Source organism: Streptantibioticus cattleyicolor NRRL 8057 = DSM 46488, from assembly GCF_000240165.1.
In the GTDB taxonomy this organism is placed as follows: domain Bacteria; phylum Actinomycetota; class Actinomycetes; order Streptomycetales; family Streptomycetaceae; genus Streptantibioticus; species Streptantibioticus cattleyicolor.
The window spans coordinates 5353964-5378783 of record NC_017586.1 but is presented as its reverse complement, the minus strand read 5'-3'; the positions used below and the strand labels follow the sequence as shown (position 1 = coordinate 5378783).

The 24820-nt window shown below is 74.8% G+C and carries 22 protein-coding genes and 1 tRNA gene; 11 read left to right on the top strand and 12 right to left on the bottom strand.

Features of this window, described 5'->3' with window-relative positions:
* Positions 1-74: 74 nt before the first annotated feature.
* Together SCATT_RS23570 and soxR are read right to left on the bottom strand one after the other, a co-directional pair.
* Positions 75-148, bottom strand: a tRNA-Pro gene (locus SCATT_RS23570).
* Positions 149-255: 107 nt separating this feature from the next.
* Positions 256-741, bottom strand: a complete 486-nt coding sequence (soxR, locus tag SCATT_RS23565; RefSeq protein ID WP_014145686.1) for a redox-sensitive transcriptional activator SoxR — start codon at positions 739-741, stop codon at positions 256-258.
* Between the two features lie 54 nt (positions 742-795).
* Between soxR and SCATT_RS23560 the strand changes: the two genes are divergently transcribed.
* Positions 796-1512: a thiamine pyrophosphate-dependent enzyme gene (locus SCATT_RS23560; RefSeq protein WP_014145685.1), complete on the top strand. Its 717-nt coding sequence runs from the start codon at positions 796-798 to the stop codon at positions 1510-1512.
* 102 nt (positions 1513-1614) lie between these two features.
* Complete coding sequence (locus SCATT_RS23555; protein ID WP_014145684.1) at positions 1615-2514, top strand: transketolase family protein; 900 nt, start codon at positions 1615-1617, stop codon at positions 2512-2514.
* A gap of 78 nt (positions 2515-2592) precedes the next feature.
* Here the strand turns inward: SCATT_RS23555 and SCATT_RS23550 are convergent, their stop codons facing one another.
* Positions 2593-3000, bottom strand: coding sequence for a universal stress protein (locus tag SCATT_RS23550; protein WP_202447765.1), 408 nt, complete (start codon positions 2998-3000; stop codon positions 2593-2595).
* A gap of 371 nt (positions 3001-3371) precedes the next feature.
* On the opposite strand from SCATT_RS23550, the gene SCATT_RS23545 reads away from it, so the two are divergent.
* The gene (locus SCATT_RS23545; RefSeq protein ID WP_014145682.1) at positions 3372-4409 is read left to right on the top strand and encodes a sphingomyelin phosphodiesterase; all 1038 of its coding nucleotides are present in this window, start codon (positions 3372-3374) and stop codon (positions 4407-4409) included.
* Between the two features lie 10 nt (positions 4410-4419).
* Here SCATT_RS23545 and SCATT_RS23540 read toward each other — a convergent pair whose 3' ends face one another.
* Positions 4420-5400, bottom strand: coding sequence for an aldo/keto reductase (locus SCATT_RS23540; RefSeq protein ID WP_014145681.1), 981 nt, complete (start codon positions 5398-5400; stop codon positions 4420-4422).
* A 261-nt stretch (positions 5401-5661) separates the two neighbouring features.
* Between SCATT_RS23540 and SCATT_RS23535 the strand changes: the two genes are divergently transcribed.
* Both SCATT_RS23535 and SCATT_RS23530 read left to right on the top strand, forming a co-directional pair.
* A complete protein-coding gene (locus SCATT_RS23535; protein ID WP_014145680.1) occupies positions 5662-8574 on the top strand; it encodes an alpha/beta fold hydrolase in 2913 nt (970 codons plus the stop codon).
* Positions 8571-9476: an ABC transporter permease gene (locus SCATT_RS23530; RefSeq protein WP_014145679.1), complete on the top strand. Its 906-nt coding sequence runs from the start codon at positions 8571-8573 to the stop codon at positions 9474-9476. The genes SCATT_RS23535 and SCATT_RS23530 overlap by 4 nt, the downstream gene beginning before the upstream one ends.
* A gap of 64 nt (positions 9477-9540) precedes the next feature.
* Here SCATT_RS23530 and SCATT_RS23525 read toward each other — a convergent pair whose 3' ends face one another.
* Entirely contained in the window at positions 9541-10965 is a 1425-nt protein-coding gene (locus SCATT_RS23525; protein WP_014145678.1) for a selenium-binding protein SBP56-related protein, read from the bottom strand.
* A 369-nt stretch (positions 10966-11334) separates the two neighbouring features.
* Between SCATT_RS23525 and SCATT_RS23520 the strand changes: the two genes are divergently transcribed.
* On the top strand, positions 11335-13215 hold the full coding sequence (locus SCATT_RS23520; protein ID WP_014145677.1) for a DUF2264 domain-containing protein: 1881 nt from the start codon (positions 11335-11337) through the stop codon (positions 13213-13215).
* A gap of 46 nt (positions 13216-13261) precedes the next feature.
* Here the strand turns inward: SCATT_RS23520 and SCATT_RS23515 are convergent, their stop codons facing one another.
* The 5 genes from SCATT_RS23515 to SCATT_RS23495 form a co-directional block, all read right to left on the bottom strand.
* Positions 13262-14449: an MBL fold metallo-hydrolase gene (locus SCATT_RS23515; protein ID WP_014145676.1), complete on the bottom strand. Its 1188-nt coding sequence runs from the start codon at positions 14447-14449 to the stop codon at positions 13262-13264.
* Positions 14446-14937, bottom strand: a complete 492-nt coding sequence (locus tag SCATT_RS23510; RefSeq protein ID WP_014145675.1) for a PPOX class F420-dependent oxidoreductase — start codon at positions 14935-14937, stop codon at positions 14446-14448. The genes SCATT_RS23515 and SCATT_RS23510 overlap by 4 nt, the downstream gene beginning before the upstream one ends.
* Positions 14938-15066: 129 nt before the next feature.
* Positions 15067-15717, bottom strand: coding sequence for an alpha-ketoglutarate-dependent dioxygenase AlkB family protein (locus tag SCATT_RS23505; RefSeq protein ID WP_014145674.1), 651 nt, complete (start codon positions 15715-15717; stop codon positions 15067-15069).
* Positions 15714-16505, bottom strand: a complete 792-nt coding sequence (locus SCATT_RS23500) for a polysaccharide deacetylase family protein (RefSeq protein ID WP_014145673.1) — start codon at positions 16503-16505, stop codon at positions 15714-15716. Before SCATT_RS23500 ends, SCATT_RS23505 begins: the two co-directional genes overlap by 4 nt.
* A 65-nt stretch (positions 16506-16570) precedes the next feature.
* Entirely contained in the window at positions 16571-17932 is a 1362-nt protein-coding gene (locus SCATT_RS23495; protein ID WP_014145672.1) for an MGDG synthase family glycosyltransferase, read from the bottom strand.
* A 363-nt stretch (positions 17933-18295) separates the two neighbouring features.
* Between SCATT_RS23495 and SCATT_RS23490 the strand changes: the two genes are divergently transcribed.
* The gene (locus tag SCATT_RS23490) at positions 18296-18709 is read left to right on the top strand and encodes a BlaI/MecI/CopY family transcriptional regulator (protein ID WP_014145671.1); all 414 of its coding nucleotides are present in this window, start codon (positions 18296-18298) and stop codon (positions 18707-18709) included.
* A 122-nt stretch (positions 18710-18831) separates the two neighbouring features.
* The gene (locus SCATT_RS23485; RefSeq protein ID WP_014145670.1) at positions 18832-19752 is read left to right on the top strand and encodes an undecaprenyl-diphosphate phosphatase; all 921 of its coding nucleotides are present in this window, start codon (positions 18832-18834) and stop codon (positions 19750-19752) included.
* Between the two features lie 15 nt (positions 19753-19767).
* On the opposite strand, the gene SCATT_RS23480 is transcribed toward SCATT_RS23485, so the two are convergent.
* Both SCATT_RS23480 and SCATT_RS23475 read right to left on the bottom strand, forming a co-directional pair.
* Positions 19768-20586, bottom strand: a complete 819-nt coding sequence (locus SCATT_RS23480; RefSeq protein ID WP_014145669.1) for a transporter substrate-binding domain-containing protein — start codon at positions 20584-20586, stop codon at positions 19768-19770.
* 171 nt (positions 20587-20757) lie between these two features.
* Positions 20758-20940, bottom strand: a complete 183-nt coding sequence (locus SCATT_RS23475; RefSeq protein ID WP_014145667.1) for a hypothetical protein — start codon at positions 20938-20940, stop codon at positions 20758-20760.
* A gap of 463 nt (positions 20941-21403) precedes the next feature.
* Here SCATT_RS23475 and SCATT_RS23470 point away from each other — a divergent pair, with 463 nt between their 5' ends.
* From SCATT_RS23470 to SCATT_RS23460, 3 genes are all read left to right on the top strand, one after another.
* Positions 21404-22210: a trypsin-like serine peptidase gene (locus tag SCATT_RS23470; protein ID WP_014145666.1), complete on the top strand. Its 807-nt coding sequence runs from the start codon at positions 21404-21406 to the stop codon at positions 22208-22210.
* Between the two features lie 89 nt (positions 22211-22299).
* Positions 22300-23772: an APC family permease gene (locus SCATT_RS23465; RefSeq protein ID WP_014145665.1), complete on the top strand. Its 1473-nt coding sequence runs from the start codon at positions 22300-22302 to the stop codon at positions 23770-23772.
* Complete coding sequence (locus SCATT_RS23460; protein WP_014145664.1) at positions 23769-24770, top strand: acetamidase/formamidase family protein; 1002 nt, start codon at positions 23769-23771, stop codon at positions 24768-24770. The genes SCATT_RS23465 and SCATT_RS23460 overlap by 4 nt, the downstream gene beginning before the upstream one ends.
* Positions 24771-24820 lie beyond the last annotated feature (50 nt).

Genomic DNA, 24820 nt, shown 5'->3' with positions numbered 1-24820 from the left:
CCGACCCATCCCCGGACACGCGAAAGGCCCGCTGACCTGGGAATCTCTCCCAACTCAGCGGGCCTTCAGCACCGTCGGGACGACAGGATTTGAACCTGCGACCCCTTGACCCCCAGTCAAGTGCGCTACCAAGCTGCGCCACGTCCCGGTGCTCGTTCGGCCGGGGTTTTCTCCCGGCTGACCGCGCAGAAGAACAATACCGCACTTCGGGGGTGGTTCGCGCGCAGCCCCGGGAGTGGGGGGTGCGGAGTGAAGCTACCGTCGCGTAGGGTGATCGGACGGGTCCGGGGGGTCGCCGAGGAGGAAGTGGGGGCCGGGGCCGCGGGTGGCGGCTTGGTCGGCGGGGTTGTAGATGGCGCATCGGGTCAGGGAGAGGCAGCCGCAGCCGACGCAGCCGAGGAGGCGGCCCCGGAGCGCTTCCAGTTCGGCGATGCGGGCGTCGATGCGGCGCTGCCAGGAGCGGGCGACGGCGGCCCACTCGGTGGCGTTGGGGGTGCGGTTCTCCGGGAGGCGGGCGAGGGCTTCGCGGGTCTCGTCGAGGGAGAGCCCGACCTGCTGGGCCGCGCGGATGAAGGCCAGGCGGCGCAGCGTGGCCCGCGGGTAGCGGCGCTGGCCGCCGGCGGTGCGTTCGGCCTGGAGCAGGCCGAGTTCCTCGTAGTAGCGCAGCGCCGAGGTGGCCAGGCCGCTGCGGGCGGCGAGCTCGCCGATGGTGAGGCGGTCCTGCGGATGTGGCTTCGGCATGGGGCCCACGATAGCCCTTGACTTCAAGGGAACTTGAAGTTGCAAGATCGGCGCATGACTTCGACATCGTCGTTCGCCCTCCCCCGTAACCCGTCCGCCGGCTACGCCGAGCTGCCCGCTTTGATGTCGCTGATGACCGGTGACGAGAAGCACGGGCCGGCCGCCACGTCCACGCTGGACGTGCTGTGGGTGCTCTACGACCGGGTGTTGCGCGTCTCGCCGGAGACGGTGGACGCGCCCGACCGGGACCGGTTCCTGCTGTCGAAGGGGCACGGCCCGATGGCGTACTACGCCGTGCTCGCCGCCAAGGGGTTCGTGCCGCGCGAGTGGCTGCCGGGGTTCGGCACGTTCGACTCGCCGCTCGGCCACCACCCGGACCGGTTGCTGGTGCCGGGGGTGGAGATCGCCTCCGGGTCGCTCGGGCACGGGCTGCCGATCGCGGTCGGCACCGCGCTCGGGCTCAAGGCCCAGCGGCGGGCCGCGCGTACGTTCGTGCTGGTCGGCGACGCCGAGATGGACGAGGGCAGCAACCACGAGGCGATCGCCTTCGCCGGCGCGGTCGGGCTGGAGGGGCTGCACGTGGTGGCGGTCGACAACGCCTCGGCGACCTACGGCTGGCGGGGCGGGCTCGCCTCCCGGTTCGAGGTCGAGGGCTGGTCCGCGGTGACCGTGGACGGCCGGGACCACGAGGCGCTGTACGAGGCGTTCACCGCGCCGCACCCGGGGCGTCCGCACGCCGTCGTCGCCCGGGTCGAGCCCAAGTACGCCTGAACGCCGAGCACGCCGGAAACGCCATGAACCACCGGGGACGCCTGCCAGCACCCCGGACGCTCCCTCCCTCTCCCCCCTGCCGCTTCACACCGAGGACCATCCATGGACACCATGCGTGAACGTTTCACCGCCGTCACCACCCGGCTGCTCGACGAGGACCCGCGGCTGGCGGCCGTCCTCGCGGTGATCTCCTCCGACCGGCTCAAGGAGGGGGCGGCCCGCCACCCGGACCGGGTGATCGACGTCGGCATCCGCGAGCAGTTGCTGGTCTCGGTGGCCGGCGGGCTGGCGCTGAGCGGGATGCGGCCGATCGTGCACACCTTCGCCAGCTTCCTGGTGGAGCGCCCGTTCGAGCAGGTCAAGCTGGACCTGGGCCACCAGGGCACCGGAGCCGTGCTGGTCAGCTCGGGTGCCTCGTACGACATCGCCTCGGGCGGACGTACCCACCAGGGGCCCGGGGACGTGGCGCTGCTCGACACGCTGGACGGCTGGACCGTCCACGTACCCGGTCACCCGGACGAGGCTGAGGAGCTGCTGCGGCACGCGGCGGCGGACGGCGACAACCGGGTGTACGTACGCCTCAGCGAGCACGCGAACCGGGAGGCGCTGCCCATCTCCCCCGGGCACTTCCAGCGGGTCCGGGAGGGCGGACGCGGGGTCGTGGTGGCCGTCGGACCGATGCTGGACGCGGTACGGGAGGCCGTCGAGGGGCTCGACGTAACCGTGCTGTACGCCTCGACCGTGCGTCCGTTCGACGCCGAGGGGCTCCGTGCCGAGGTGGGGCGTGCCGACGCGGCCGACGTGGTGCTGGTCGAGCCGTACCTGGCCGGGACCTCGGTGTCCTTCGCCGCCGAGGCGCTGGCCGACGTTCCGCACCGGGTGCTGGGGCTGGGCACGGCGCGCGAGGAGTTGCGGCGGTACGGCACGTGGCGCGAGCACGTGGCCGCGCACGGGCTGGACGCGGCCGGGCTGCGCGAGCGGATCACCGGGTTCCTGCGCTGAACGGCCCGCGTCACCGGCTTCCCGCGCTCGGCGCGCCCGGAGCCTCATGGACGGTCACCGAGCGCCGGCGGGGAACCCTTACGGGACCACCGTGACCGGCCAGCGGGCCGTCTTGACCAGCCGGACCGCGAGCGAGCCGATGAAGCGGTGGCCGGCTTGCTCGGAGGCGCCGACCACGACGGCGTCGGCGCGCAGGTCGTCGGCGGCCTTGACCAGGCCGGTGAAGGGGTCGCCGGGGAAGGTGCGGAACTCCCAGCGCACCCGGTGGACCGAGCTGAGCCGTTCGGCCGCCGCCCTGGCCTGGGCCGCGATCTCGTCGGCGATCTCCGAGGTGGTCTCGGCCATGGAGAGCGTCAGCCCCGGCGAGCCGGCCAGGGCGAGCGGCTGGATGTACACCATGACCAGCAGCGAGCCCTGGCGACGGGCGAGTCCGGCGGCGTAGGCGGCGGCCCGCCAGGAGGACTCGGTGCCGTCCACACCGGCCATGATGACCTTGGGACCGTCGGTGCCGCGTTCGAACACCGGGGCGGCGGGGGCGGGTCGGGGCGCGCCGTCGCCCGTTCCCTCCGGCCCGTCGTGTGCCGCGTCCCCCGGCTCGGGGTCGTGCGGGTCCGCGTTCTCCGGTCCGGCCATGTCATTGCCCACCCCCCGAGCGTATCGGCTGGGTCGGACAGCCGGACAGGACGGGGTGCGGCGTGGGCGGCCCCGGGGGCTTTGGCCAAGGCTTGGCCGTCCGGCCGCTTGGCAACCACCTGGCGTTCCCCTCACCGTACTGAGCGGTAGCTAGCGTCCGCCTGCCGTCCCCGGCCCGGGGCTCCCCCGGCCGAAAGGGAACCGCCCGATCATCGGAGGCTTGTGTGTCCGTACGACGCTCCCTGCTCGCCGCCGCGGCCTGCGTGGCCGCCGCGCTCCTCGCCGGTGCCACCCCGGCGACGGCCGGGACGGTACCGGCGGGGTCCGCGCCCACGCTCTCGGTCTTCGCCTGGAATGTCGACATGGGCACCGCGATCGTCGACTCGACGCAGAACGAGCAGGCCGCCCGGCGCACCCCGGTCGTGGAGGCGATCGTGCGCGAGCACGACGCCGACGTGGTCGTCCTCGACGAACTGTTCAACCACACCGCCACCGACGATATCTCGGCCGGGCTGGCCGATCTCTACCCGTACCGGACGCCCGTGGTGGGCCAGGTCTGCTCGGGCGGCGGCTGGACCGGTGTCAGCGGCAACTGCTCCAACTCGCCGTTCGTGATCAACGGCGGGACGATGATCCTGTCCAAGTACCCGATCACCGCGCAGTACGCGCACGTCTTCACCAACTCGACGTCGGGGACGTGGGATTACGACGCCAACAAGGGCGCGGCGCTGGTGCGCGTGGAGAAGGACGGGCACCCGGCGTGGGTGGTGGGCACCCACCTCCAGGCCGACCAGTCGAACACCCCGACCGCCACCACGCAGGCCACCCGGCTCGGTCAGTTGCGGGAGATCCGCGGCTGGGTGGACGGCATCGCCGGCGCCTCTGCGCCGGTGCTGATCGGCGGGGACCTCAACGTCGAGTACCTGCACGGCCAGGCGCGCGGCGACCACGCCGACGCCCAGGACGCGGTGGGCGGCGTGCTCGGTACCCCGGCCACCGATCCGTCGGCGGCGCGGACCACGATGGACTGCTCGGTGTCGGCCTGGTGCCGGTACATGGCGGGGGTCGAGGACTTCCCGGTCGACTACCGCGACGACCTGGACTACCTCGGGTACCTCCGGGCGCCCGGCCGGCCGGTACCGGCCGCGCTGCCCCGCGTCACGGTGGACTTCGACCCGCAGAGCGGCTGGAGCCAGGGGCAGTTGGACAGCGCCGCACCCAGCGACCACTACCCGGTCGAGGCCGTCTTCACCCTGGGGTGATCCGCCCCGGTCACCGCCAGGGCAGGCCGGAGCGGTGCCGCCAGTAGACCTCGGCCGGTTCGGCGAGCGCCGCGAGCTGTTGCAGCCAGGCCGGTCGCAGGCGCACCTGGGCCGCCGCGAGGTTGCTGCGCAGTTGCGGAACGGTGGCGGCGCCGGAGAGCACGACGTCCGCCCACGGCCGGGCCGCGACCGCCGCGAGGGCCACGGTGTCGCAGGTGGCCCCGGCCTCGGCGGCGATCCGGCGCAGCAGCCGCGTGCCGGGGTCGTCGGTGTCGCGTCCGGCCAGCCGGCCGTTGGCCATCGCCTCCTTGACGATGACGGTGACCCCGGCGTCGTGCGCTTCGGCGAGCGCGGCGCCGGCGGAGGGTTCCAGCAGGTTGTACGTGGCCTGGACGCTGCCGAAGAGCCGTCGGCCGTCCACGGTGACCGCGAGTGCCGCGCGGATCGCCTCGGCCTGGGCGGGTCCGCTGGTGGAGACGCCGACGGTGACGCCGTCGGCGGCGAGCGCGGCGAGCCGTTCGTGCAGCGCCCGGTCGGTGAGCGCGGGGCTGTCGGGGGTCACCGAGTGGACCTGGTAGAGGTCGAGGCGGTCGCCGAGGAGGGCGCGGGTTTCGGGGAGTTGGCGGTCGTAGGTGGCGGTGGTGTGGTCCTTGACCTCGTGCACCTCGGCGTCGGTGCGCCAGTCGGCGGTGTAGGTGTAGCCCCATTTGCTGCCGATCACCACGTCGTGGGCGTGGGGGCGGTCGGCCAGCCAGTCGGCGAGGAACTCCTCGGCGCGGCCGTAGGAGCGGGCGACGTCGACGTAGCGGATGCCCTGCGCGTAGGCGGCGTCCAGCAGTTGGTGGGCGCGTTCGCGCATGGCGGGCACGGAACGGTCGGCGGGCAGGTCGGCGTCGCGGTCGAGGTTGATGTAGCCGGGGCGCCCGACAGCGGCCAGGCCGAGGCCGAATCGGCCGGTGGGCGGGACGGTTGCCAGTCGTGCCAGGCTCATGGGGTTCCAGGTCGGTAGGCGGGCCGGGTGGTGGTGACGACGGTACAGGCGAGGTGGCGCGGGGGAGGTGGCCGTGCGGCCGGGAGGCGCGTCAACATCGGATGCCCGACCCCCTCGTCCGGGTGAAAACGGCGTCCTGTGGGCGCGTCCGGGAACGGGGGCCGGACCGGGAACGTTGGCGTGATCGTCGACAGGCGCACTGGTGTGCGAAGAGGTGCCCGCCTCAGGACACTCCGGACCCGACGAACCGAGGACGGCCCCATGGCTCACGCCCCGCGCAGATTCCGGCGCCCGCGCCGCCGGCTGGTGCTGTCGTTCGTGGCGGTGCTGGCGGTGCTGACCGGCGGTGCCGTCTCGTTCGCGGTGGCCGGGCAGCCGGCCCCGGTGCACCGGGAGGACCGGATGCTGGCCATGCCGGAGACCCCGGGCAGCTCACGCACGGTGCGGATCGACACGTCCTTCTTCACCTCCGGCGGGCCCGGCCGGCGCCCCGCGGTGCTGCTGGCCCACGGGTTCGGCGGCAGCAAGGACGACATGACCGGCCAGGCCGAGCAGCTGGCCCGGTCCGGGTACGCGGTGCTCACCTGGTCGGCCCGGGGCTTCGGCAGATCCACCGGAGCCATCGGGCTGGACGCCCCCGACCGCGAAGTGGCCGACGTACGGCGGCTGGTGGACTGGCTCGGGCACCGCCCCGACGTCCAGCTGGACGGCCCCGACGACCCTCGGGTCGGCATCGCCGGCGCCTCCTACGGCGGGGCGATCGCGCTGCTGGCCGCCGGGTACGACAAGCGCGTCGACGCCATCGCGCCCCAGATCACCTGGTGGAACCTGGCCGAGTCGCTCTTCCCGCAAGGCGCCCGGGCCGAGCCCGCCGACTCCGGCGTCTTCAAGAAGCTGTGGTCCGGCATCTTCTTCACCACCGCCTCCGCGGGCAGCCCGGCCGGCCCGGCGCCGAGTACGGCCCCGGGTACGGGCGGTGCCGCCGGCCGGACGGGCCCCGGCGGCGGGGCCGGCGCACCCGGCGGCGCACCGGGGACCGGCACCACCGGGCTCGCCGGGGCGGTGGCCGGGTCCTACGGCGGTACGGCGGCGGCCTCCTCCTGCCGGTTCACCGCCGAGCTGTGCGCGATGTACCAGCGGGTCGCCGTGGAGGGCCACGCCGACGAGGCCGCCGTGCGGCTGCTGACCCGGTCCAGCCCGGCCTCCGTGGGCGACCGGATCAAGGTGCCGACCCTCCTCCTCCAGGGGCAGAACGACTCGCTCTTCCCGCTCGGCCAGGCCGACGAGGCGGCCCGCGCCATCGCGGCCAACGGGGCCCCGGTGGCGGTCGACTGGACGGCGGGCGGACACGACGGCGGCGATCCGGAGGGCGCGCGGGTGGACGCCCGGGTCACCGCCTGGTTCGACCACTACCTCAAGCACACCGGCGCGGCCACCGGCCCGGCGTTCCGGGTCACCCGCGCCGGCGGCATCGACACCACCACCGGTGACACCGTGCTGCGCGGCGCGACGGCCGGCCGCTACCCGGGGCTCGACGGCACCGGCCGGCGTCAACTGGTGCTCATCGGCGGCCCGCAGAACGTGTCCAACCCGGCCGGCGGCGACCCGCCCGCCATTTCGGCGCTGCCCGGCGTCGGCGCGCTCTCCGCGCTCTCCTCACTGGGCCAGGGCGTCTCGCTGGACTTCCCGGGCCAGCAGGCCGTCTTCGACACGGCACCGCTGACGGAGCCGCTGCGGATGACCGGTTCGCCCCAGGTGCGGATCACCGTGGGCTCCGACGCCCCGGACGGGGAGGCGGTGCTCTTCGGCAAGGTGTACGACGTCGGTCCGGACGGCCGCGCGAGCCTGCCGCACCAGCTCGCCGCGCCGTTGCGGGTGACCGGCGCGGGGCCGGGCGGGTCCGGGAACGGCGAGGGCGCCCGGACGGTCACCGTCACCCTGCCCGCCGTCGACCACTCCTTCGCCGCCGGTCACCGGCTGCGCCTGGTCTTCTCCGCCACCGATCTCGCCTACTCCTCCCCCGTCCGTCCCGCGACGTACCGGGTCGCGCTCGCCGGGGACGCCCCGGGGCTGGTGGTGCCGACCGATCCGGCGCTGACCACCGGCACTCCGGGGATCCCGGTGTGGGTGTGGGTGCTGCCCGCCGTGGCGGTGGCCGTCGCGGCGGCACTGCTGCTGACCGGACGCGTACGGCGTCGCCGGTCCGCGGCGGCCGGGGACCCCGTGGCGCCGCCCCGACCCGCCGACGGCGACGTGCCGTTGCGGGTCTCCGGGCTCGCCAAGCGCTACCGCGGCGCGGCGGACCGGTACGCGGTAAGGGACGTGTCGTTCGAGGTGGCGCGGGGCCAGGTGGTCGGGTTGCTCGGCCCCAACGGCGCGGGCAAGACGACGACGATGCGCATGATCATGGGGCTGATCCGTCCGGACGCCGGGGAGATCCAGATCTTCGGCCGGCCGGTGACGGCGGGGGCGCCGGTGCTCTCCCGGGTCGGCGCGTTCGTCGAGGGATCCGGCTTCCTGCCCCATCTGACCGGCCGGGCCAACCTCGATCTGTACTGGCGGGCCACCGGCCGCCCGGCAGCGGAGTCCCACACGGCGGAGGCGCTGGAGATCGCCGGGCTCGGGGAGGCGCTCGACCGCCCGGTGCGCACCTACTCGCAGGGCATGCGGCAGCGGCTGGCGATCGCCCAGGCCATGCTGGGCCTGCCCGATCTGCTGATACTCGACGAGCCCACCAACGGGCTCGACCCGCCGCAGATCCGCGAGATGCGGGCGATGGTCACCCGCTACGCGGCCACCGGCCGCACCGTGATCGTCTCCAGCCACCTGCTCTCCGAGGTGGAGCAGAGCTGCACGCATCTGGTGGTGATGGACAAGGGCGGGCTGGTCGCGGCGGGCCCGGTCGCCGAGATCACCGGGGACGGCTCGCTGCTGGCCGTCGGGGTGGCCGGGGCGGACGCCGGCACGCTGACCGCGACCGCCGCCAAGGTCGCCGGGCTCGCCGGAGTGGCCTTCGCACAGGCCGCCGAGGACGGGCTCCTGATCCGGCTGGAGGGGATGACCGTGCCCGAACTCCTCGCGGAGTTGCTGCGGTTGGAGGTCGCCGTGGAGCGGGTGGGTCCGCACCGGCGGCTGGAGGACGCGTTCTTGTCACTGATCGGAGGTGCGGCGTGAGCGGATCCACGGTCGCGCCGGGCACGCCGGAGTCGGGGTCCGCGGCCACGGAGCGGGGGGCGGCCGGCGCCGTGGGCTACCGGGCGGGGCGCACGCTGCCGTTCCGGGTGGAGGCGGTACGCCAGTTGCTGCGGCGGCGGACGATGGTGACCGCGGCGGTGATGGTGCTGCTGCCGGTGGTGGTGTGGGCGGCGTTCGCCATCGGGGGCACGCCCTCCGGGCGCGGCAACGTGCCCTCGCTGATCGCGGTGGCCACCTCCTCCGGCCCCAACTTCGCCTTCGCGGTGCTCTTCGTCTCCAGCGGCTTTCTGCTGACCGTGCCGGTGGCGCTCTTCTTCGGCGACACGGTGGCGGCGGAGGCGGGCTGGTCGTCGCTGCGGTACCTGCTGGCGGCGCCGGTGCCGCGCGGGCGGCTGCTGGCGAGCAAGGGGCTGGTGGCGCTGGTGTTCAGCGCGGTCGCGGTGGTGGTGCTGCCGTTGGTGGCGCTGGCGGTGGGCACGGCCGCGTACGGCTGGTCCGACCTGCGGTTGCCGGCCGGCGGAGAGCTCGGCGCGGGTACGGCCGCCGGGCGGTTGCTGGTGGCCGCGGTCTACGCGTTCGTCAGCCAGCTCGCCGTCGCCGGGGTGGCGTTCTGGCTCTCCACGGTCACCGACGCCCCGCTCGGCGCGGTGGGCGGCGCGGTGGGCACCGCGATCCTCTCCGGCATCCTGGACGCGATCACCGCGCTGGGCTCGCTGCGCCAATTCCTGCCCACCCACTGGCAGTACGCCTGGGCCGATCTCCTCCAGCCCGGCGCGGAGTGGACGGGGATGGTCAAGGGCGCCTCGGTGTCGCTGTCGTTCGCGGTGGTCTTCGTCGCGCTGGCGATACGTGGCTTCCGGGCCAAGGACATCGTGTCGTGACGGAGCCGGGGCGGCGGGCCGGCACCCGTGGCGGGGCGGCCGGCCTTCCCCGGCGTGGGAGGCGTCACCGGAAGCAGTAGGAGTCCGAGGAGGCGTCGCCGCCGGCGAGCCGGGTCTGGTGGACGCGGAGCCCGGCGAAGTCGGCGCCGTGCGGGAAGAACGCGGGGTCCACGGTGAGGCCGCCGCGGTCCGGGTCGGTGTCCAGCTTGACCAGCCACGGGTCGATGCCGTCGGGGTAGAACTGGTCGTCCCAGGCACGGTAGAGGGAGTTGGTCAGGTAGACGCGGCGGCCGTCCCGGCTCACCTCGACCATCTGCGGTCCGCCGGTGAGCCCGGTGGCGGGCGCGGAGGGGTGGGGGTGGCGTCCGGTGATGCCGCCCAGGCGCACCGAGCCGAGGCGGCGCGGGTGGTGCGGGTCGCTGACGTCGTACTGGATGAGTTCGCCGGTGCCCCACGCGGAGACGTACAGCCGGCGGTCGTCCACCGAGAGGTTGATGTCGGTGACGAGCGGCGGGACGGCGCCGAACGGGCGCAGCACGGGCGGGAGGAGGGCGGGGTCGGCGGGTTCGGCGGGGAGGGTGACGACCTTGCGGACGGCGAACCGGTCGCCGTCGCGGTACCACAGCCACACCGAGGCGGACAGGTCCTCGACGTCGACCACGACGCCGACGAACCCCCAGGTGTGGCCGGGGTCGTGGGCGGGGCGCAGTTCCAGGACCATCTGGTGCCGGTCGCCGAGGTCGACGCGTTGCAGATGGCGGCCGGTGTCGAGGTCCCAGAAGTGCAGGGCGTGGCCGTACCGGCGGGCGAGCAGGAGTTCGGGGTCGACGCCGTTCTCCACCATGGAGGGGGTGCCCCACTCGCTGGTGACGGCCACCCCGGCGGTCAGGTGCCACCAGATGTCGTAGGCGAGGTGCTGCGGGCCGCGTTCGCTCTCCCAGGGGCGCCGCACCTCGAAGGTCTCGTGGTCGAGCAGGGCGACCCCGCCGGGTCCGTCGGCACCGGCGCCGCCCAGGCAGGAGAGGTAGACGCCGTGCGGGCCGCAGTGCAGGGTGTGCGGGCGGGAGTAGCCGGCCTTCGCGGCCAGTTCGGCCGCCTCCACGACCTTGACCGGACGCGGCCGGACGGGGTCGGGGGCGGTGTCGAAGACGTGGATCCGGGAGGAGCGCAGGCCGGGCAGGAGCAGGTAGCGGCGTTCGGGGTGGTGGTGGCCGGTGTGGGAGAGCGCGCTGGAGCAGGCGTTCCAGCCGAAGTGGTGCAACTCGTCGCCCAGGGTGCCGAGTTCGGCGCGGTGGAGCACGCGCCCGTAGGACGGTGAGCTGGGGTCGGTGTCCAGTGTGAACAACGCGTCGGGCCGTTGGGCCGCCGGGTCGAAGCCGACGACGTAGGCGAGCGTCTCGGCGGGCGCGGCGATGGCGTCGGCCGGGGTGCGGTAGAGGGTGGGGTCGGGGGCGGGCCGGCCGGCGTGGTCGTGCGGTGCGGCGGTCATGACGGACTCCTCGGGACGTCGGGGTGGTCACTGCCGTTCGCTGTCACCCGGCCCGACACAGGGCCGCGGCGACCCGCGACAGGTCGATGTGAAGCCGGTGCCACAGCGTGTCCGCCACGCGGTGAGCATGCCACGCGTCCGCCGGGCCGTGAAGAGGGCCGCCGCGACCGGTGGTTGTGCCGCGCCCAGAGGCGAGCGCGCCCCGGCCCCGCATCCGGGTGGACGCGTCCGGGGCACGACCTCCCGGACACCACCACACCGGCGCGCCGCCCCTCCCCCGTCCCCGTGCTTGCCCCGGACACCGGCGTGCGTGAGACTGGCGCGCGCGGGCGGTAAGCGCTTTCCGTCCAGGACGGGAGGGAGCGCGCTGTGGCGTGGCCCGAGGAGGACCGGCAGCGGTCGCCGTTCACGGGGTGGACGAGGGCGCACTGGGAGGCGTTGGCCGACCGGTTGCTGGCGGCGCTGGTGCCGTACGCGTCGCCGGGGTTCGCCCAGTACCGGCTGCCGGGGCGGCCGAGCGTCTCGGGGGCGCTCTCGGACGGGCTGGAGGGGTTCGCCCGGTCGTTCCTGCTGGCCTCGTTCCGGATCGCCGGGGCACGCGGCGCCGTGGAGCCGGCGCTGCTCGAACGGTACGCGAGGGGGCTGGCCGCCGGGACCGATCCGGCGGGCGGTGAGCGGTGGCCGCCGCTGACGGCACGCTCGCAGCCGATGGTGGAGGCCGCCTCGATCGCCGTCGGGCTCCACGAGACCCGTCCGTGGCTGTGGGACCGGCTCGACGACGCCGTCCGGCAGCGCGTCACCGACTGGCTCGCCGGTTTCGTCGGCAACCGGACGCACGACAACAACTGGCGCCTGTTCCAGGTGGTCGGCGAGGAGTTCCTGGCCTCGGTGGGCGGGCCGCACCGGCGGGCGGAGATCGAGGCGGGGCTGGACCGCGTCGAGGACTGGTACCTGGGCGACGGCTGGTACACCGACGGGGACGGCCGCAACTTCGACCACTACGCGGCGTGGGCGATGCATCTGTACCCGCTGTTGTGGGCGCGGATCGCGGGGCCGCGCGCGGATGCGGGGCGGGTGGCGGCGTACCGGTCGCGGCTGCGCCGGTTCCTCGACGACTACCAGCACTTCTTCGGGGCGGACGGGGCGCCGGTGCACCAGGGGCGGTCGCTGGCCTACCGGTTCGCGGCGGTCGCCCCGGTGTGGCTGGGCGCGCTGGCCGGGGCGACGCCGTTGCCGCCGGGGCGCACCCGGCGGCTGGCCTCGGGGGCGGTGCGGCACTTCTGGGCGCGCGGGGTGCCGGACGGGCGCGGGTTGCTGACGCCGGGGTGGTACCGGCCGTTCCCACCGGTGACCCAGTCGTACTCGGGACCGGCCTCGCCGTACTGGGCGGGCAAGGCGTTCCTGGGGCTGCTGCTGCCGCCGGAGGACCCGGTGTGGACGGCGCCGGAGTCGCCGTTGCCGGTCGAATCGGGCGACCGCGTCACCGCGTTGCCGGTGCCGGGGTGGCTGCTGCACGCCACCCGTGCCGACGGCATCGTGCGCCTGCTCAACCACGGCAGCGACCACAACGACCCGGCCCGGCCCGAGGCGGCCACCGACGATCCGCACTACGCCAAGCTGGCCTACTCCACCTCCACCGCGCCGGAGAGCGCCGAACACGCCTGGCGTCACCGTCTCGACGGGCACATCGCGCTGGTGGCCGCCGACGGCACGCCCTCCCGGCGCACCGTGGTGCGTCCGCTGGCGGTGCGCGGCCGCCGGGCCTCGTCCTGGTACGCGGCACGGCTGCCCGGGGACGCGGCCGACTACCCCGTCGCCACCACCTCGGTGGTGCACGGGGGTTGGGAGGTGCGGGTGCACCGGGTGCGGGCGCCGGCCGGGGTGACGGTGCGCGAGGGCGGCCACGCGGTCGCCGGTGACCGGCCGCCCGCCGCCGTCCACGGCGACCGCTGGGCGCTGGTGCGCCGTGCCGACGGGCTGACCAGCGTGGTCGTCGGCGTGTACGGGTGGGACGGCGCCGGGGTGGTACGGCACACCGACGCCAACGCCGTCGGCCCCTGTTCCGCGACCCCCTGGCTGGCCACCGGACGCCACCCCGGCGGGCACAGCGTCCACGTCACCCTGGTACGGCTCACCGGCGAACCCGTGGACGAGGCCGGGACGGCGGCAGCGGCCCGGGGCACCCGCGTGGGAGTCTCCGGCGGGGAGGTGACGGTGGCCTTCGCCGACGGCAGTCGGCTCCGGGTATGACGCGGCGGGGCGGGCGCCACCCTCGGACGGCCCGCCCCGCGAGGGCTCACACCGGGGCGCCCCCGGTCGCCGGTATGCCCGCGCCGCCGGAGGTACCCGGCTCCCGGACGGGAACGGGGACGGGGGCCGGCGCGGCGGTGGCGCGGGGCTCGGGGGCGGGGGCGGCGACCGCGCGCCACCAGGGGGCGGTGGGCAGCGGGCCGGCCGGTTCGAAGGGGCGGCCGGGGACGGGGACGGCGTACCGGACGCCGTGCGCCCGCGCGGCGGCCACGGTGCGTTCGGCGGGCTCCTCCCAGGGGTGCTGGGCGAGGTTGAAGGTGCCCCAGTGGATGGGGAGCAGGGTGCCCGCCGGGGTGCCGCCGGACAGGTCGAGGTGGCTGCGCAGCCCCTCCTCCGGGGTCATGTGGATGTCGGCCCACAGTTCGCTGTAGGCGCCGATCTGGATCATGGTGGCGTCGAACGGCCCGTAGCGGTGGCCGATGTCGGCGAAGCCGGGGAAGTATCCGGTGTCGCCGCTGTGGAAGACCCGGTGCTCGGGGCCGGCGACCACCCAGGAGGCCCACAGGGTGCGCTGGGCGTTGCGGGGTGCCCGGCCGCAGAAGTGGCGGGCGGGGGTGGCGGTCAGCGTGAGCCCGGCGAGGGTGGCCGACTCGTGCCAGTCCAGTTCGACGACGCGCCGGTCGGGGACGCCCCACCGTTCCAGATGGGCGCCGACGCCGAGCGGGACGGCGAACGTGACGTCGGTGCGCAGCAGTTGGCGGATGGTGGGCAGGTCGAGGTGGTCGTAGTGGTCGTGGGAGATCACCACGGCGTCCAGTGGCCCGAGTTCGGCGAGCGGCACCGGTACCGGGTGCATCCGGCGCGGCCCGGCGAAGGCGAACGGGGAACAGCGCTCGCCCCACACCGGGTCGAAGAGCACGCGCCGTCCGTCGATCTCGGCGAGCACGCTGGAGTGGCCCAGCCAGGTCAGCCGCAGTCCGGACGCGGGCGGCGCGGCGAGGTCGGCGAGGGTGCAGGGGTGCACCGGGACCGGGGCGGCGGGGCGGCGGCGTATCCGTTCGGCCTTGCGCAGCTGGGAGCGGAGCATGCCCCAGCCGGGGCCGTGCGGGGGCTGGTGGACGGGGCCGGGCGGGTTGACGAAGGCGTCGCCGGAGAAGTGCGGGGAGCGGCGGATGCGGGCGAGGCGGGCGCCGGACGGTTCGGCGCCGAAGGCGTAGGGGCGGGGGGCGGTCACGCGTCGCCCTCCCGCTCACCGGAGGGCTTGGCGGGGGCCGGGCGCGGGCCGGCGGCGGGCTGGCCGTAGACGTGCTCGACGGGGAGCCGGAGCACCAGGCGGCGGTCGCGGACCATGGCGGCCCGGAAGTCGTCCCAGTCGGGGTGTTCGCCGCGTACCGCGCGGTAGAGGTCGACGAGTTCCCGCACGGTGTCGTCGTGCGGGTCGGTGGCGACCGGGGTCAGCTCGGCGGTGCCCTCGGCGACCGTCCAGGACCAGCGGTCGGCGCTGGTGACGTGGTAGGCGGCGCGGGGGTCGCGGCGCAGGTTGCGGGTCTTGGCCCGGTCGTCGGTGATGGAGACGCGGATGAGGCGCTGGTCGGGGTCGTAGGCGTGGTTGACGTTGGAGAGTTGGGGGCGGCCGTCCTTCTTCAGCGTGACCAGCACCCCGCCGTCGACTTCGGTGAGCAGGCGCAGCAGCGCTTCTCGGCGCTCGTCGTTTCCCGTCATGCCGCCTCCAACGCACGATCGGCGGCGAGTGTTCCGTATCGGCTCTTCGTTCACCCGTTCGTGGAGCCGTTGTCACAGGTCGGACGGGCGCGGCGGGCGGAATGTGGTGTTCCGCCGGGTGGGGCCCGGTCACCCCGGCAGGCCGCTGACCCGCAGCGTGATGTTGAGCCGGCCGGTCAGCCCCAGCGCGGGCGGGGCCGTGCCCGGGCGGGTGCGCGGGACGCCGTGGTAGGCGAGGCGGGAGGGGCCGCCGAAGACGAACAGGTCGCCGCTGCGCAGCTCGACGTCGGTCCACGGCCGGGTACGGGTGCCGGGGTTGCCGAACCGGAAGACGCAGGCGTCGCCCAGGCTGAGGGAGACCACCGGGGCGGCGGACCGTTCGTCGGCGTCCCGGTGCATCCCCATCGCCGCGCCCTCGCCGTAGAAGTTGACCAGCGCGATGTCGTACGGCTCGGCGCACGGTTCCCCGTACGCCTCGGTCACCGCGCGCCGGGCCAGGTCGCCGAGGGGTGCGGGGAACGGTTTGACCGGCGCCCCGTCGCCGTCAACCACGGTGCGGGCGTAGCCGTAGGGGTACCAGTGCCAGCCCAGGCAGACCGAACGCACCGACATCCGGCCGCCGTTCGGCATGGTGACGGTACGCAGCCCGGCCGGGGGCCTCGCCCAGGCGCGGCAGTCCGCCAGCAACCGCCGCTGCTCGTCCGGACCGAGCCAGCCGGGGACGTGCACCGCGCCCGGGGCGATCTCGGCGCGTGGCCGGGGGAAGAGCTCGTCGGTCACACCGCCAGGTTACGGAGCGCGGGCCGGCGGCGGAGGGCGCAGGCGTGCTCGGCCCACGGCTGCCCGTGTTCCCGCAGCGGGCCGACCTCCAGGCCGCGCCGGACACAGGTGTCCAGCAGCATCGGCAGCGCGCCCAGCGCGGAGCGCCACGCCCCCGGCGCCGAGGTGCAGTCGGAGTCGTGCAGCAGGACCGTCGCCCCGCCGCGCAGATCGGCGGCGACGGTCCGGTACACCGAGTGCGCTGTGGCCCGGCGCGTCCAGTCCTCGCCCCACGCCGTCCACAGCACCGGGGTGAGGCCGAGGCGGCGGGCGGCGAGGTGGGCGGCGGCGGACATCACCCCGTACGGCGGCCGGAAGAGCGAGGGGCGCTCGCCGGTGATGGCGGCGACCTCGTCGCGGGCGCGGGCGAAGTCGTCGTGGGTGGCGCGCGGGCCGCGCAGCAGCAGCGGACGATGGTGCCAGCCGTGGACGCCTATCTCGTGGCCGGCCGCGGCCATCTCCCGCAGCAGCCCGGGAGACCGGCGGGCCATCGACCCGAGGACGAAGAAGGTGGCCTTCACCCCGAGGCCCTCCAGAGCACGCAGGAAGAGCGGGGTGGAGAGCGGATCGGGGCCGTCGTCGAAGGTGAGCGCCACGTGGTCGGGGCGGCCGTGGCCGGACAGCCGGGGCATCCAGCGGTTGCGCAGCGGGCCGAACGTGGAGACGACGGGCGCGGCGTGCGCGGCGGCCAGCACCGGCAGCGCCGCCAGCCCGGCCTTGGCGAGCGGGACGAGGGGGGAGCGGGACATGCGGTTCTTCCTCGCGGGGTGGGGTTACCGTGGCGGCGGCACCTCGGGCTCGGTGCCGTGGCACCTCAGCGTACGAACGCGTACAGCAGATGGAACCCGCTTCTGGCCACGGTTGTCTCGGCGGCCTCCGGCCCGGCCAGCACGGCGGCGGCGAGGACGGCGGCCAGGGCGAGCGCGGTACGCGTCTGCGGGCGGCGCCGGGCGGCCCGCACCGGGCGCGTTGCGGCGGACGCCGGGACGGGGGCGAGGACCGGGCGCGTGGCCGCGTCCAGTACCGCGCCGACCGGGCCCGCGACCGGAGCGGCCCGCCGGGCGAACCGGCCGTGTCCACCGGCCTCCCGCGCGGTGTCGCCGGTGAACAGCGCCCGGCCCGCGGCCCGTTGGCGCCTCCCGCGCGGACCGTGGAGGAGTTCGGCGAGCACTGGCCGCAGGTCGTCCGGGGAGCGGATCCACACCGCGAGGCCGGCCGCGTCCAGGGCCGCCGCGTTGGTGCGTCCGTGGCCGGGTATGCAGCCGTAGGAGGCGACCGGCAGACCGGCGGCGAAGGCTTCCAGCGAGGTGAGCCCGCCCGCGTTCTGCACCAGGACGTCGGCGGCGTGCATCAGGGCCGGCATGTCGTCGACCCAGCCGAAGGCGTACGGGACACCGTGGGCGCGCAGCCGGTCGGCGAGCGCCCGGTTGCGTCCGCAGACCACCACGGGGACGGCGGCGCCGCGGTCCCGGATCTCGGTGGCCGCCCGCTCGATCGGGCCGACCCCCCAGGAGCCGGCGACCAGCAGGGCGAGCGGAGCGTCGGCGGGCAGCCCGAACCGGGCGCGGGCGGCGGCGCGCAGGGCCGGGGTGGCCCGGGTGAACCGCGGGTCGACCACCGGTCCGGTCACCTCGACCCGGGCGGCGCCGTGTGCCTCGGCCTGGGCGGCCGGTATCGGGTGGGCCGCCAGGTGCGTGTCGACGCCGTCGGCCACCCAGGTCGCGTGGACGGAGAAGTCGGTGAGGTAGGTGAGCACCGGAACCGTCAGCCGTCCGGTGCGGCGCAGCGCGCCCAGTACCTGGCCGGCCAGCGGGTAGGTGGCGACGACGGCCCGGGTGTCCGGCGGCAGGACGGCGAGGGTGCGGCGCCGGGCGGTGCGCAGGACGGCCTCGGTGAGGCGGCCGGTGCCGTCGCGTTCGGTGGCGGCGTAGATCCGCTGGTAGGCCCAGGGGGCGTGGGTCAGCAGCCGGTGGTAGCCGCCGCGTACGGCGCGACCGAGGCGCAGCGGCAGCAGGTCGAGGAAGTCGTGCCGGTCGACGGTGAGACCGTGGGCGGCGAGCCCGCGGGCGAGTTGGCCGGCGGCGCCGTCGTGGCCGGCGCCGACGCTCGCGCTGATGATCACGATGCGGCCGGCGGCGGCACCCGCGGGACCGCCGGGGTTGCGGGTATGGGACACGACCGACCTTGCCTCCGTGGTCTGGGGACGACGCCGCGTGCGCGGCCGGCCGGAGACATGCGTGCCGGGCGGCACCGCACGGGCGCACGACGGCGCCACCGACCGACGCGACCGGCCGGATGCGGGGCCGGTCCGGTGCGGACACGCGAGACTCTACAACGTGTAGTAGTTGATTCCGGCCCACTCCGCCGTGACACCGAGGCTTTACGAGAAGGAGTAGATTGCTGGGTTGTATCGCGGGACCGGAAATGGTTAGTGCCGCGTCGGCCAGGGTTTGCCCGCGAGGTGCCGTGCCGGGCGCCACGACGGGCGAACCCCGGCCGACCCCGGCACCAGGGCACGGACGACGAGGAGGGCGGTCGGGTGAGGCGCGGCAGCGAGCGCGGGGCACGACGCCGCCGCAGGGCCAACGGCGAGCTGGAGGCGTCCGTGCTGGCCGCCTTGTGGGCCGCCGACGGACCGCGCACCGCGGCGCAGGTCAACGAGGAGCTGCCCGGCGAACTCGCCTACACCACCGTGCTGACCATCCTGTCCCGGCTGTACGACAAGGGCGTGCTCACCCGGCACCGCGCGGGCCGCGGCTACGCCTACGCCCCGGTCGCCGACGCGGCCACGCACACCGCCGACCAGATGCGTTCGCTGCTGGAGCAGGGCCCCGACCGGGCCGCCGTGCTCTCCCGCTTCGTCTCCGAACTCACCCCGCAGGACGAGGAGTTGCTCCACCGCCTCCTCGCCGGCCAGGAGGGACCCGGCGCCACCGCCCGACTCCCCGGGTGAACGGGGACAAACCAGCAGGTGAACTCCTTTTCCTCCACTGGGTGGCGTTTTCCGCCTGTAGTACTTTCTGCTTGCCCGGCGGACGTTCCGCGGGTTCCGTCATCCGCGAGCGAAGGCCGTCGATGTCCGTCCTCACCTACCCCGAAGCCGTCGGCGTCGGACTGCTGCAAGGGGTCACCGAGCTCTTCCCCGTCTCCAGCCTGGGCCACAGCATCCTGCTGCCCGCGCTGCTCGGCGGCCACTGGAAGCAGGACCTGGACGTCTCCGCCGAGGGCTCGCCGTATCTGAGCGTGCTCATCGGGCTGCACCTGGCCACCGCGCTGGCGCTGGTGGTGTACTTCCGGCGGGACTGGGCGCGGGTGATCGGCGGCCTGTTCAGCTCTATACGCCGGCGGCGCATCCGGACCGTCGAGGAACGCCTCGCCTGGCTGCTGATCGCCGGCACCATCCCGGTCGGCGTGGCCGGCCTCGCGCTCGACAAGGTCTTCCGCAGCACGCTGGGCAAACCGGTGCCGACCGCCTGCTTCCTGGCGCTCAACGGCGTCGTGCTCTACGTCACCGAACGGCTGCGGCGCGGCGGCACCGGGCGGCGGCGGGCCGGGGCGTCGGTGGCACCGGGCGAGGAACACCTCGACCCCGAGGTGCTCTCGGACCGGCGGATCACCAAGCTCACCCTCGGCCAGGCCGCCTGGATCGGCGCCGCGCAGATCCTGGCGCTGTGCCCGGGCATCAGCCGTTCCGGCTCCACCATCAGCGCCGGCATCTTCCGCGGGATGAACCACGAGGACTCCGCGCGCTTCGCGTTCCTACTGGCCACCCCGGTGATCGGGGCCGCCGCGCTGCTGAAGGTGCCGGCGCTGCTGGGCCCCGCCGGGAACGGCATCCGCGGCCAGGTGCTGGCCGGCAGCGTCGCCGCGTTCCTCGCCGGGTACGTGGCCGTACGCTTCCTGACCAAGTACTTCGAGACCCGCACCCTGACGCCGTTCGCCGTCTACTGCACCCTGGCCGGGCTGGGCAGCCTCGCCTGGCTGACGCTGGCCTGACGGGTCCTTCCCGGCCTACTGCCAGGGCGCGGCGAACCGCTGGTAGGTGCCGTCGTGGGTGCGCAGGTGCACCCACTGGTCGACGTAGTCCTCGAACTCCCGGTCGCCGCGCGGCAGCAGGTAGGCCTTCTCGGCGAAGGTGAACGGGTGGTCGGGGTGGACGGCGCACAACTGCGGGTGCAGTTTGGCCTGGTAGAGCGTCTCACTGGCGTCGGTGATCATCACGTCGGCGCGGCCGGCCACGATCTCGTCGAAGATGGTGGTGTTGTCGGGGTGGACGACGATGGTGGCGCGGTGCAGGTGCGCCCGGGCGAACGCCTCGTTGGTGCCGCCGGGGTTGACCACGACCCGGACGCCGGGGCGGTCGATGCGCTCCAGCGTGGTGTAGTCGTCCTGGTCCGCGCAGCGCGTGATCGGGGTCTTGCCGTCCGTGCGGTACGGCTCGCTGAACGCCGCGGCGCGGGCCCGGGGCAGGGTGACGGAGACGCCGCCCATCGCGATGTCGCAGTGGCCGGCGGTGAGGTCGCCGAGGATCCCGGACCAGGTGGTCGGGGTGAACTCGGCCTTGGCGTCGAGGCTTTGGGCGAGGTCGCGGGCCATGTCGATGTCGATGCCGCGGTAGTCGCCGGTCTTCGGGTCGCGGTGGCTGTACGGCAGGTAGTCACCGGTGGTGCACACCCGCAGCACGCCGCTGCGCGGTACGGCGTCGAGCAGCGTGCCGTGGCGCGCGGGGGCGGGACGGCCGCCGTGCGCCGTGGCGGTGAGCGTGGTGCCCGCCGTCGTGGCGGCCAGCACCGCGGCGAGGGCCGAGAGGACGGCGGCGCGACGTTTCACGGACTCTCCCCCAACGCGGGCGCGGCGCCGGACGCGGTCCCTCCGGCGCACGTGATCAACCCCGCCAGGGTGGCAGAACTCCCGCGCCAGGTGAACCCTTCGACCACGAGGCGGACCACGACGGCACAACGGCGGCACCACAGCGCCGCCGTGGTGCTCGTCACCGCCGGGTCAGCGGCGCAGCTCCTTGCGGCCCACCCTGCGCAGCCTCCGCCGCTGCGCGGGGTCGAGCAGCAGATAGCCGCCGGCCGGCACCCCGACGATGATCAGCAGGGCCGCCCACAGCGGCAGCAGCCATATCAGCACCAGCGCCACCGCGACACCGCCCACGGCGTACGCACCTCGGTTGGCCATCGCCTGCCCCTTTCCTCCGCCTACCGTGACCAACGCCCGCTGTGCGCGGTTGGTTCCCGCGCGGGGAGCCGGCCGCTGCGGATGCGGGCGGGGCGTCACTGGCCGATCATCCGTCACAGGGGCCGATGGGCCACGACGTCCCGCGCGGCAGCCGGTCCGGCCGGTGCGGGGGCGGACGCGCGCCGGACCGGGAAAGGTACGGAAGCGGACTTTCCGTGGCGCTTCCCATGCGTCTGCTGTGCGCTCCCTGTGCATGAGGCGCCGCGGGTTGCGCCGAATGGAGCACGCCCTCCACAATCACCGCTCACAGGGCCCGGCCGCGGAAGTCACCGGTGCGGAATCACCCGTCTCTGAGAGCCTTCACAGCCGTTTCTCATAGTCGTCCGCCATGGTCTTCGCCGAGGGCCGCCGCCCTGCCCTCACCGGCCACCAGCCCCGCCACCGGCAGGAAGGGTCACCGCGTATGTCGAGGCAGCACCCGCGGAACCGGCACAGCCGGATCGGCCGCGCCCTGCGCTCCCGCCGGGCCTGGCGCGACATCGCGCTGCTGCTCTCCTGGCTGGTGATCGTGTCGATCGGCTCGACCGCCAGCGCCGCCGCGCTCAGCGGCTCCGCCTCCGCGCTGGGCACCTCGCACCCGCTGCACACCACCCGTTCGGTGGCCCGGGTGGGCGCCATCTTCCACGGGCCGGTCTCCTCCGACGGCGACCACTACTGCACCGCCGCCGTGGTGGGCAGCGCCACCCGCGACCTGATCGTCACCGCCGCGCACTGCGTCAGCGGCAGCACCGACGACCTGTTCTTCGTGCCCGGCTACCACGACGGGCAGGCCCCCTACGGGGTGTGGAAGCTCGGCAAGGCCACCTTGGACCCGCGCTGGGTGGCCGGCCAGGACCAGGACCTCGACGTCGCCTTCGTCACCGTCCAGCCGCTCGACGGCCGCCGGGTGCAGGACGTCCTGGGCGGCTACCGGCTGGGCCTGGACGCCGACACCACCCGTACCGTGCGGCTGACCGGCTACCCGGCCGACGGCGACGCCCCGATCACCTGCGTCAACCGGATCTCGCCGTTCACCGCCGGCCAGCTGCGGATCGCCTGCACCGCCTACAGCGGCGGCACCAGCGGCAGCCCGTGGGTCACCGGCGGCGACACCGTGATCGGTGTCATCGGGGGCTACGAGGAGGGCGGCAGCACCGACGACGTCTCGTACAGCGCCTACTTCGACGGGGACATCGGCGCCCTGTACCAGCGCGCGGTGGCCGCCGCCTGACCCCCGCGGCCCCCTTCCCCGGAAGGCCGGACGCCGCCTAGCCTGAACCGCCGTACGGTTCTCGCCGGTTCGGCTGGCAAGGGGTCACGGTGGGCGGACGAGCGCGGGCGGCGCAGGGGCTGCGACGCGACGCGGTCGGGCTGCGGGAGGTCCTCTTCCAGAGCGTCACCGCGATGGCCCCGGCCGCCGCGATCGCCGCGTCGATCCCCTCGGGTGCCGCCTTCGCGGGCGGCGCGTTGCCGCTGTCGGTGGCGGCGGCGCTGGTCGGCTGCCTGTTCGCGGCGGTGTGCGTGGGGGAACTGGCGCGTCAGCTGCCCGCGGCCGGCTCGCTGGCCACCTACGCGGCGCGCGGCATCCACCCGGCGGCCGGCTTCCTGGTGGCGTGGGGGTACGTCTTCGCGCAGGCCCTGGTGCCCGTCCTCCTCCTGCTCCAGCTCGGCTTCACCACCGCCGACACGCTGCACGAGCGGTGGCCGGGATATCCGGCTGGGCTGTGGTGGCCGTGGGCGCTGGCCGGGGCGGTGGTGATCGCGCTGGCCGGGGTGCGCGGGGTACGGGCCTCGGCGTGGCTGGGCACCGTGCTCGGCGCCTTCGAGCTCGCGGTCTTCGTGGCGCTCGCCGGGCTGCTGATCGTCAAGGCGGGGGCGCACAACACGGTGAGCGTCTTCACCACCGCGCACACCCCGCCCGGCCACCGCGGCGCGGGCGGGGTGGTCGCCGGGTCGGTGTACACGGTGCTCGCCTTCGCCGGGTTCGAGGCGGCGGCGGCGCTCGCCGAGGAGGCGCGCGCGCCCCGGCGCACGGTGCGCCTGGCGGTGCTGGGGGCGACGGTGGCCATCGGCGCGGTCTACCTGGTCACCAGCTACGCCATGACGGTGTACTACGGGCCGGGCCGGATGGCCGCCTTCGGCACCTCCGGCGCCGCCTCCTGGGAGGGGGTGGCCCGTTCGCTGTCCGGGGTGTGGTGGCTGCTGGTCTTCCTGGCCGTGGTCAACTCCACGCTGGCCAACGCCAACGCGGGCGCCAACGTCTCCACCCGCACGGCGTTCGCCTTCGGCCGTATCGGGGTCTTCCCGCCGCTGCTGGCCGTGGTCCACCCGAGGTTCCGGTCGCCGGTGGCGGCGGTGGCGGCGCAGTTCGCGGTGTCGGTGGGGGTGACCTCGGCGCTGGGGCTGCGCTACTCGCCGGCCACCGCGTTCGTGCTGGTGGCGACGGTCATCGTGATCGTGGTGATCGGGGTCTACCTGGTCACCGGGGTCGCCTGCGCGGGGTACTTCATGCGGCGCGGGACGCCGCGGCTGCGTCCGGTACCGCATCTGGTGTGCCCGCTGCTGGCGATCGCGGTGTTCACCCCGGCGCTGCTGACGGCGGCCGGGCTGCCGGTCTTCCCGTTCGTCGTCCGGACGGCGCCGCCGGCCTCGTACGCCGGTGCGGTGGTGGGCGGTTGGCTGCTGCTGGGGGTGGTCGTGCTGGCGGTGGTGGGGCGGCGGCATCCGGACCGGCTGGCCGCGGCGGGGCGGATCCATCTGGACGAGGACGCGGCGGAAGGGGAACGGGCATGACGCGCAGGGTGACGGTGCGGCCGGCGGCGGACGGCTACGCATGGACGTTCGGCGGGGTGCCGCCGGTGGCGCGGATCACGCCGGGCACCGTGCTGGAGGTGTTCACCGAGGACTGTTTCGGCGGCCGGGTGCGCACCCGGGACGACCTGGTGTCCAAGGTGTGCCGGTTTCCGTTCCTCAACCCGCTCACCGGGCCGTTCCACGTCGAGGGCGCGGAGCCCGGGGACACCCTGGCGGTGCACTTCGTCTCGATCGAGCCGGCCCGGGACTGGGCGGCCTCCAGCACCGTGCCGTTGTTCGGGGCGCTGACCTCGACGGCCACCACGGCGACGCTGCAACCGCCGTTGCCGGAGGCGGTGTGGCTGTGGGAGCTGGACCGCGCGCGCCGCGTCTGCCGGTTCACCGCCCGGGACAGCGAGATCACCGTCGATCTGCCGATGGACCCCATGCACGGCACGGTCGGGGTGGCCCCGGCCGGGTTCGAGGTGCGTTCCTCGCTGGTGCCGGACGCGCACGGGGGCAACCTCGACACGCCCGAGATGCGCGTCGGCACCACGTGCTTCCTGGGCGTCAACGTCGAGGGCGGGATGCTGGCGCTCGGCGACGGACACGCCCGGCAGGGCGAGGGCGAGACGTGCGGGGTGGCGGTCGAGTGCGCCATGGAGACCGTGGTCGTGGTGGAGCTGCTCAAGGGGGTGAGCACGCCGTGGCCGCGGCTGGAGTCGGACACCCATCTGATCTCCACCGGTTCGGCCCGGCCGCTGGAGGACGCCTTCCGGATCGCCCAACTCGACCTGGTCCGCTGGCTCGCCCGCGACTACGGCCTGTCCGAGCTGGACGCCTACCAACTGGTGACCCAGGCGGTCGAATCCCCCCTGGCCAACGTCTGCGACGCCAACTACACCGTGGTCGCCAAGATCCGCAAAGCCTGGCTGCCGCCCGGCGTCCCCCACCAGGACCTCCACGCCCGCCTGCGCGCGACGGCGGCCGGCGTCTAGGCCGACGCCCCCTGGCCGTCGCGGGGCAGGCGCGCTTCCGGCGACCGGGC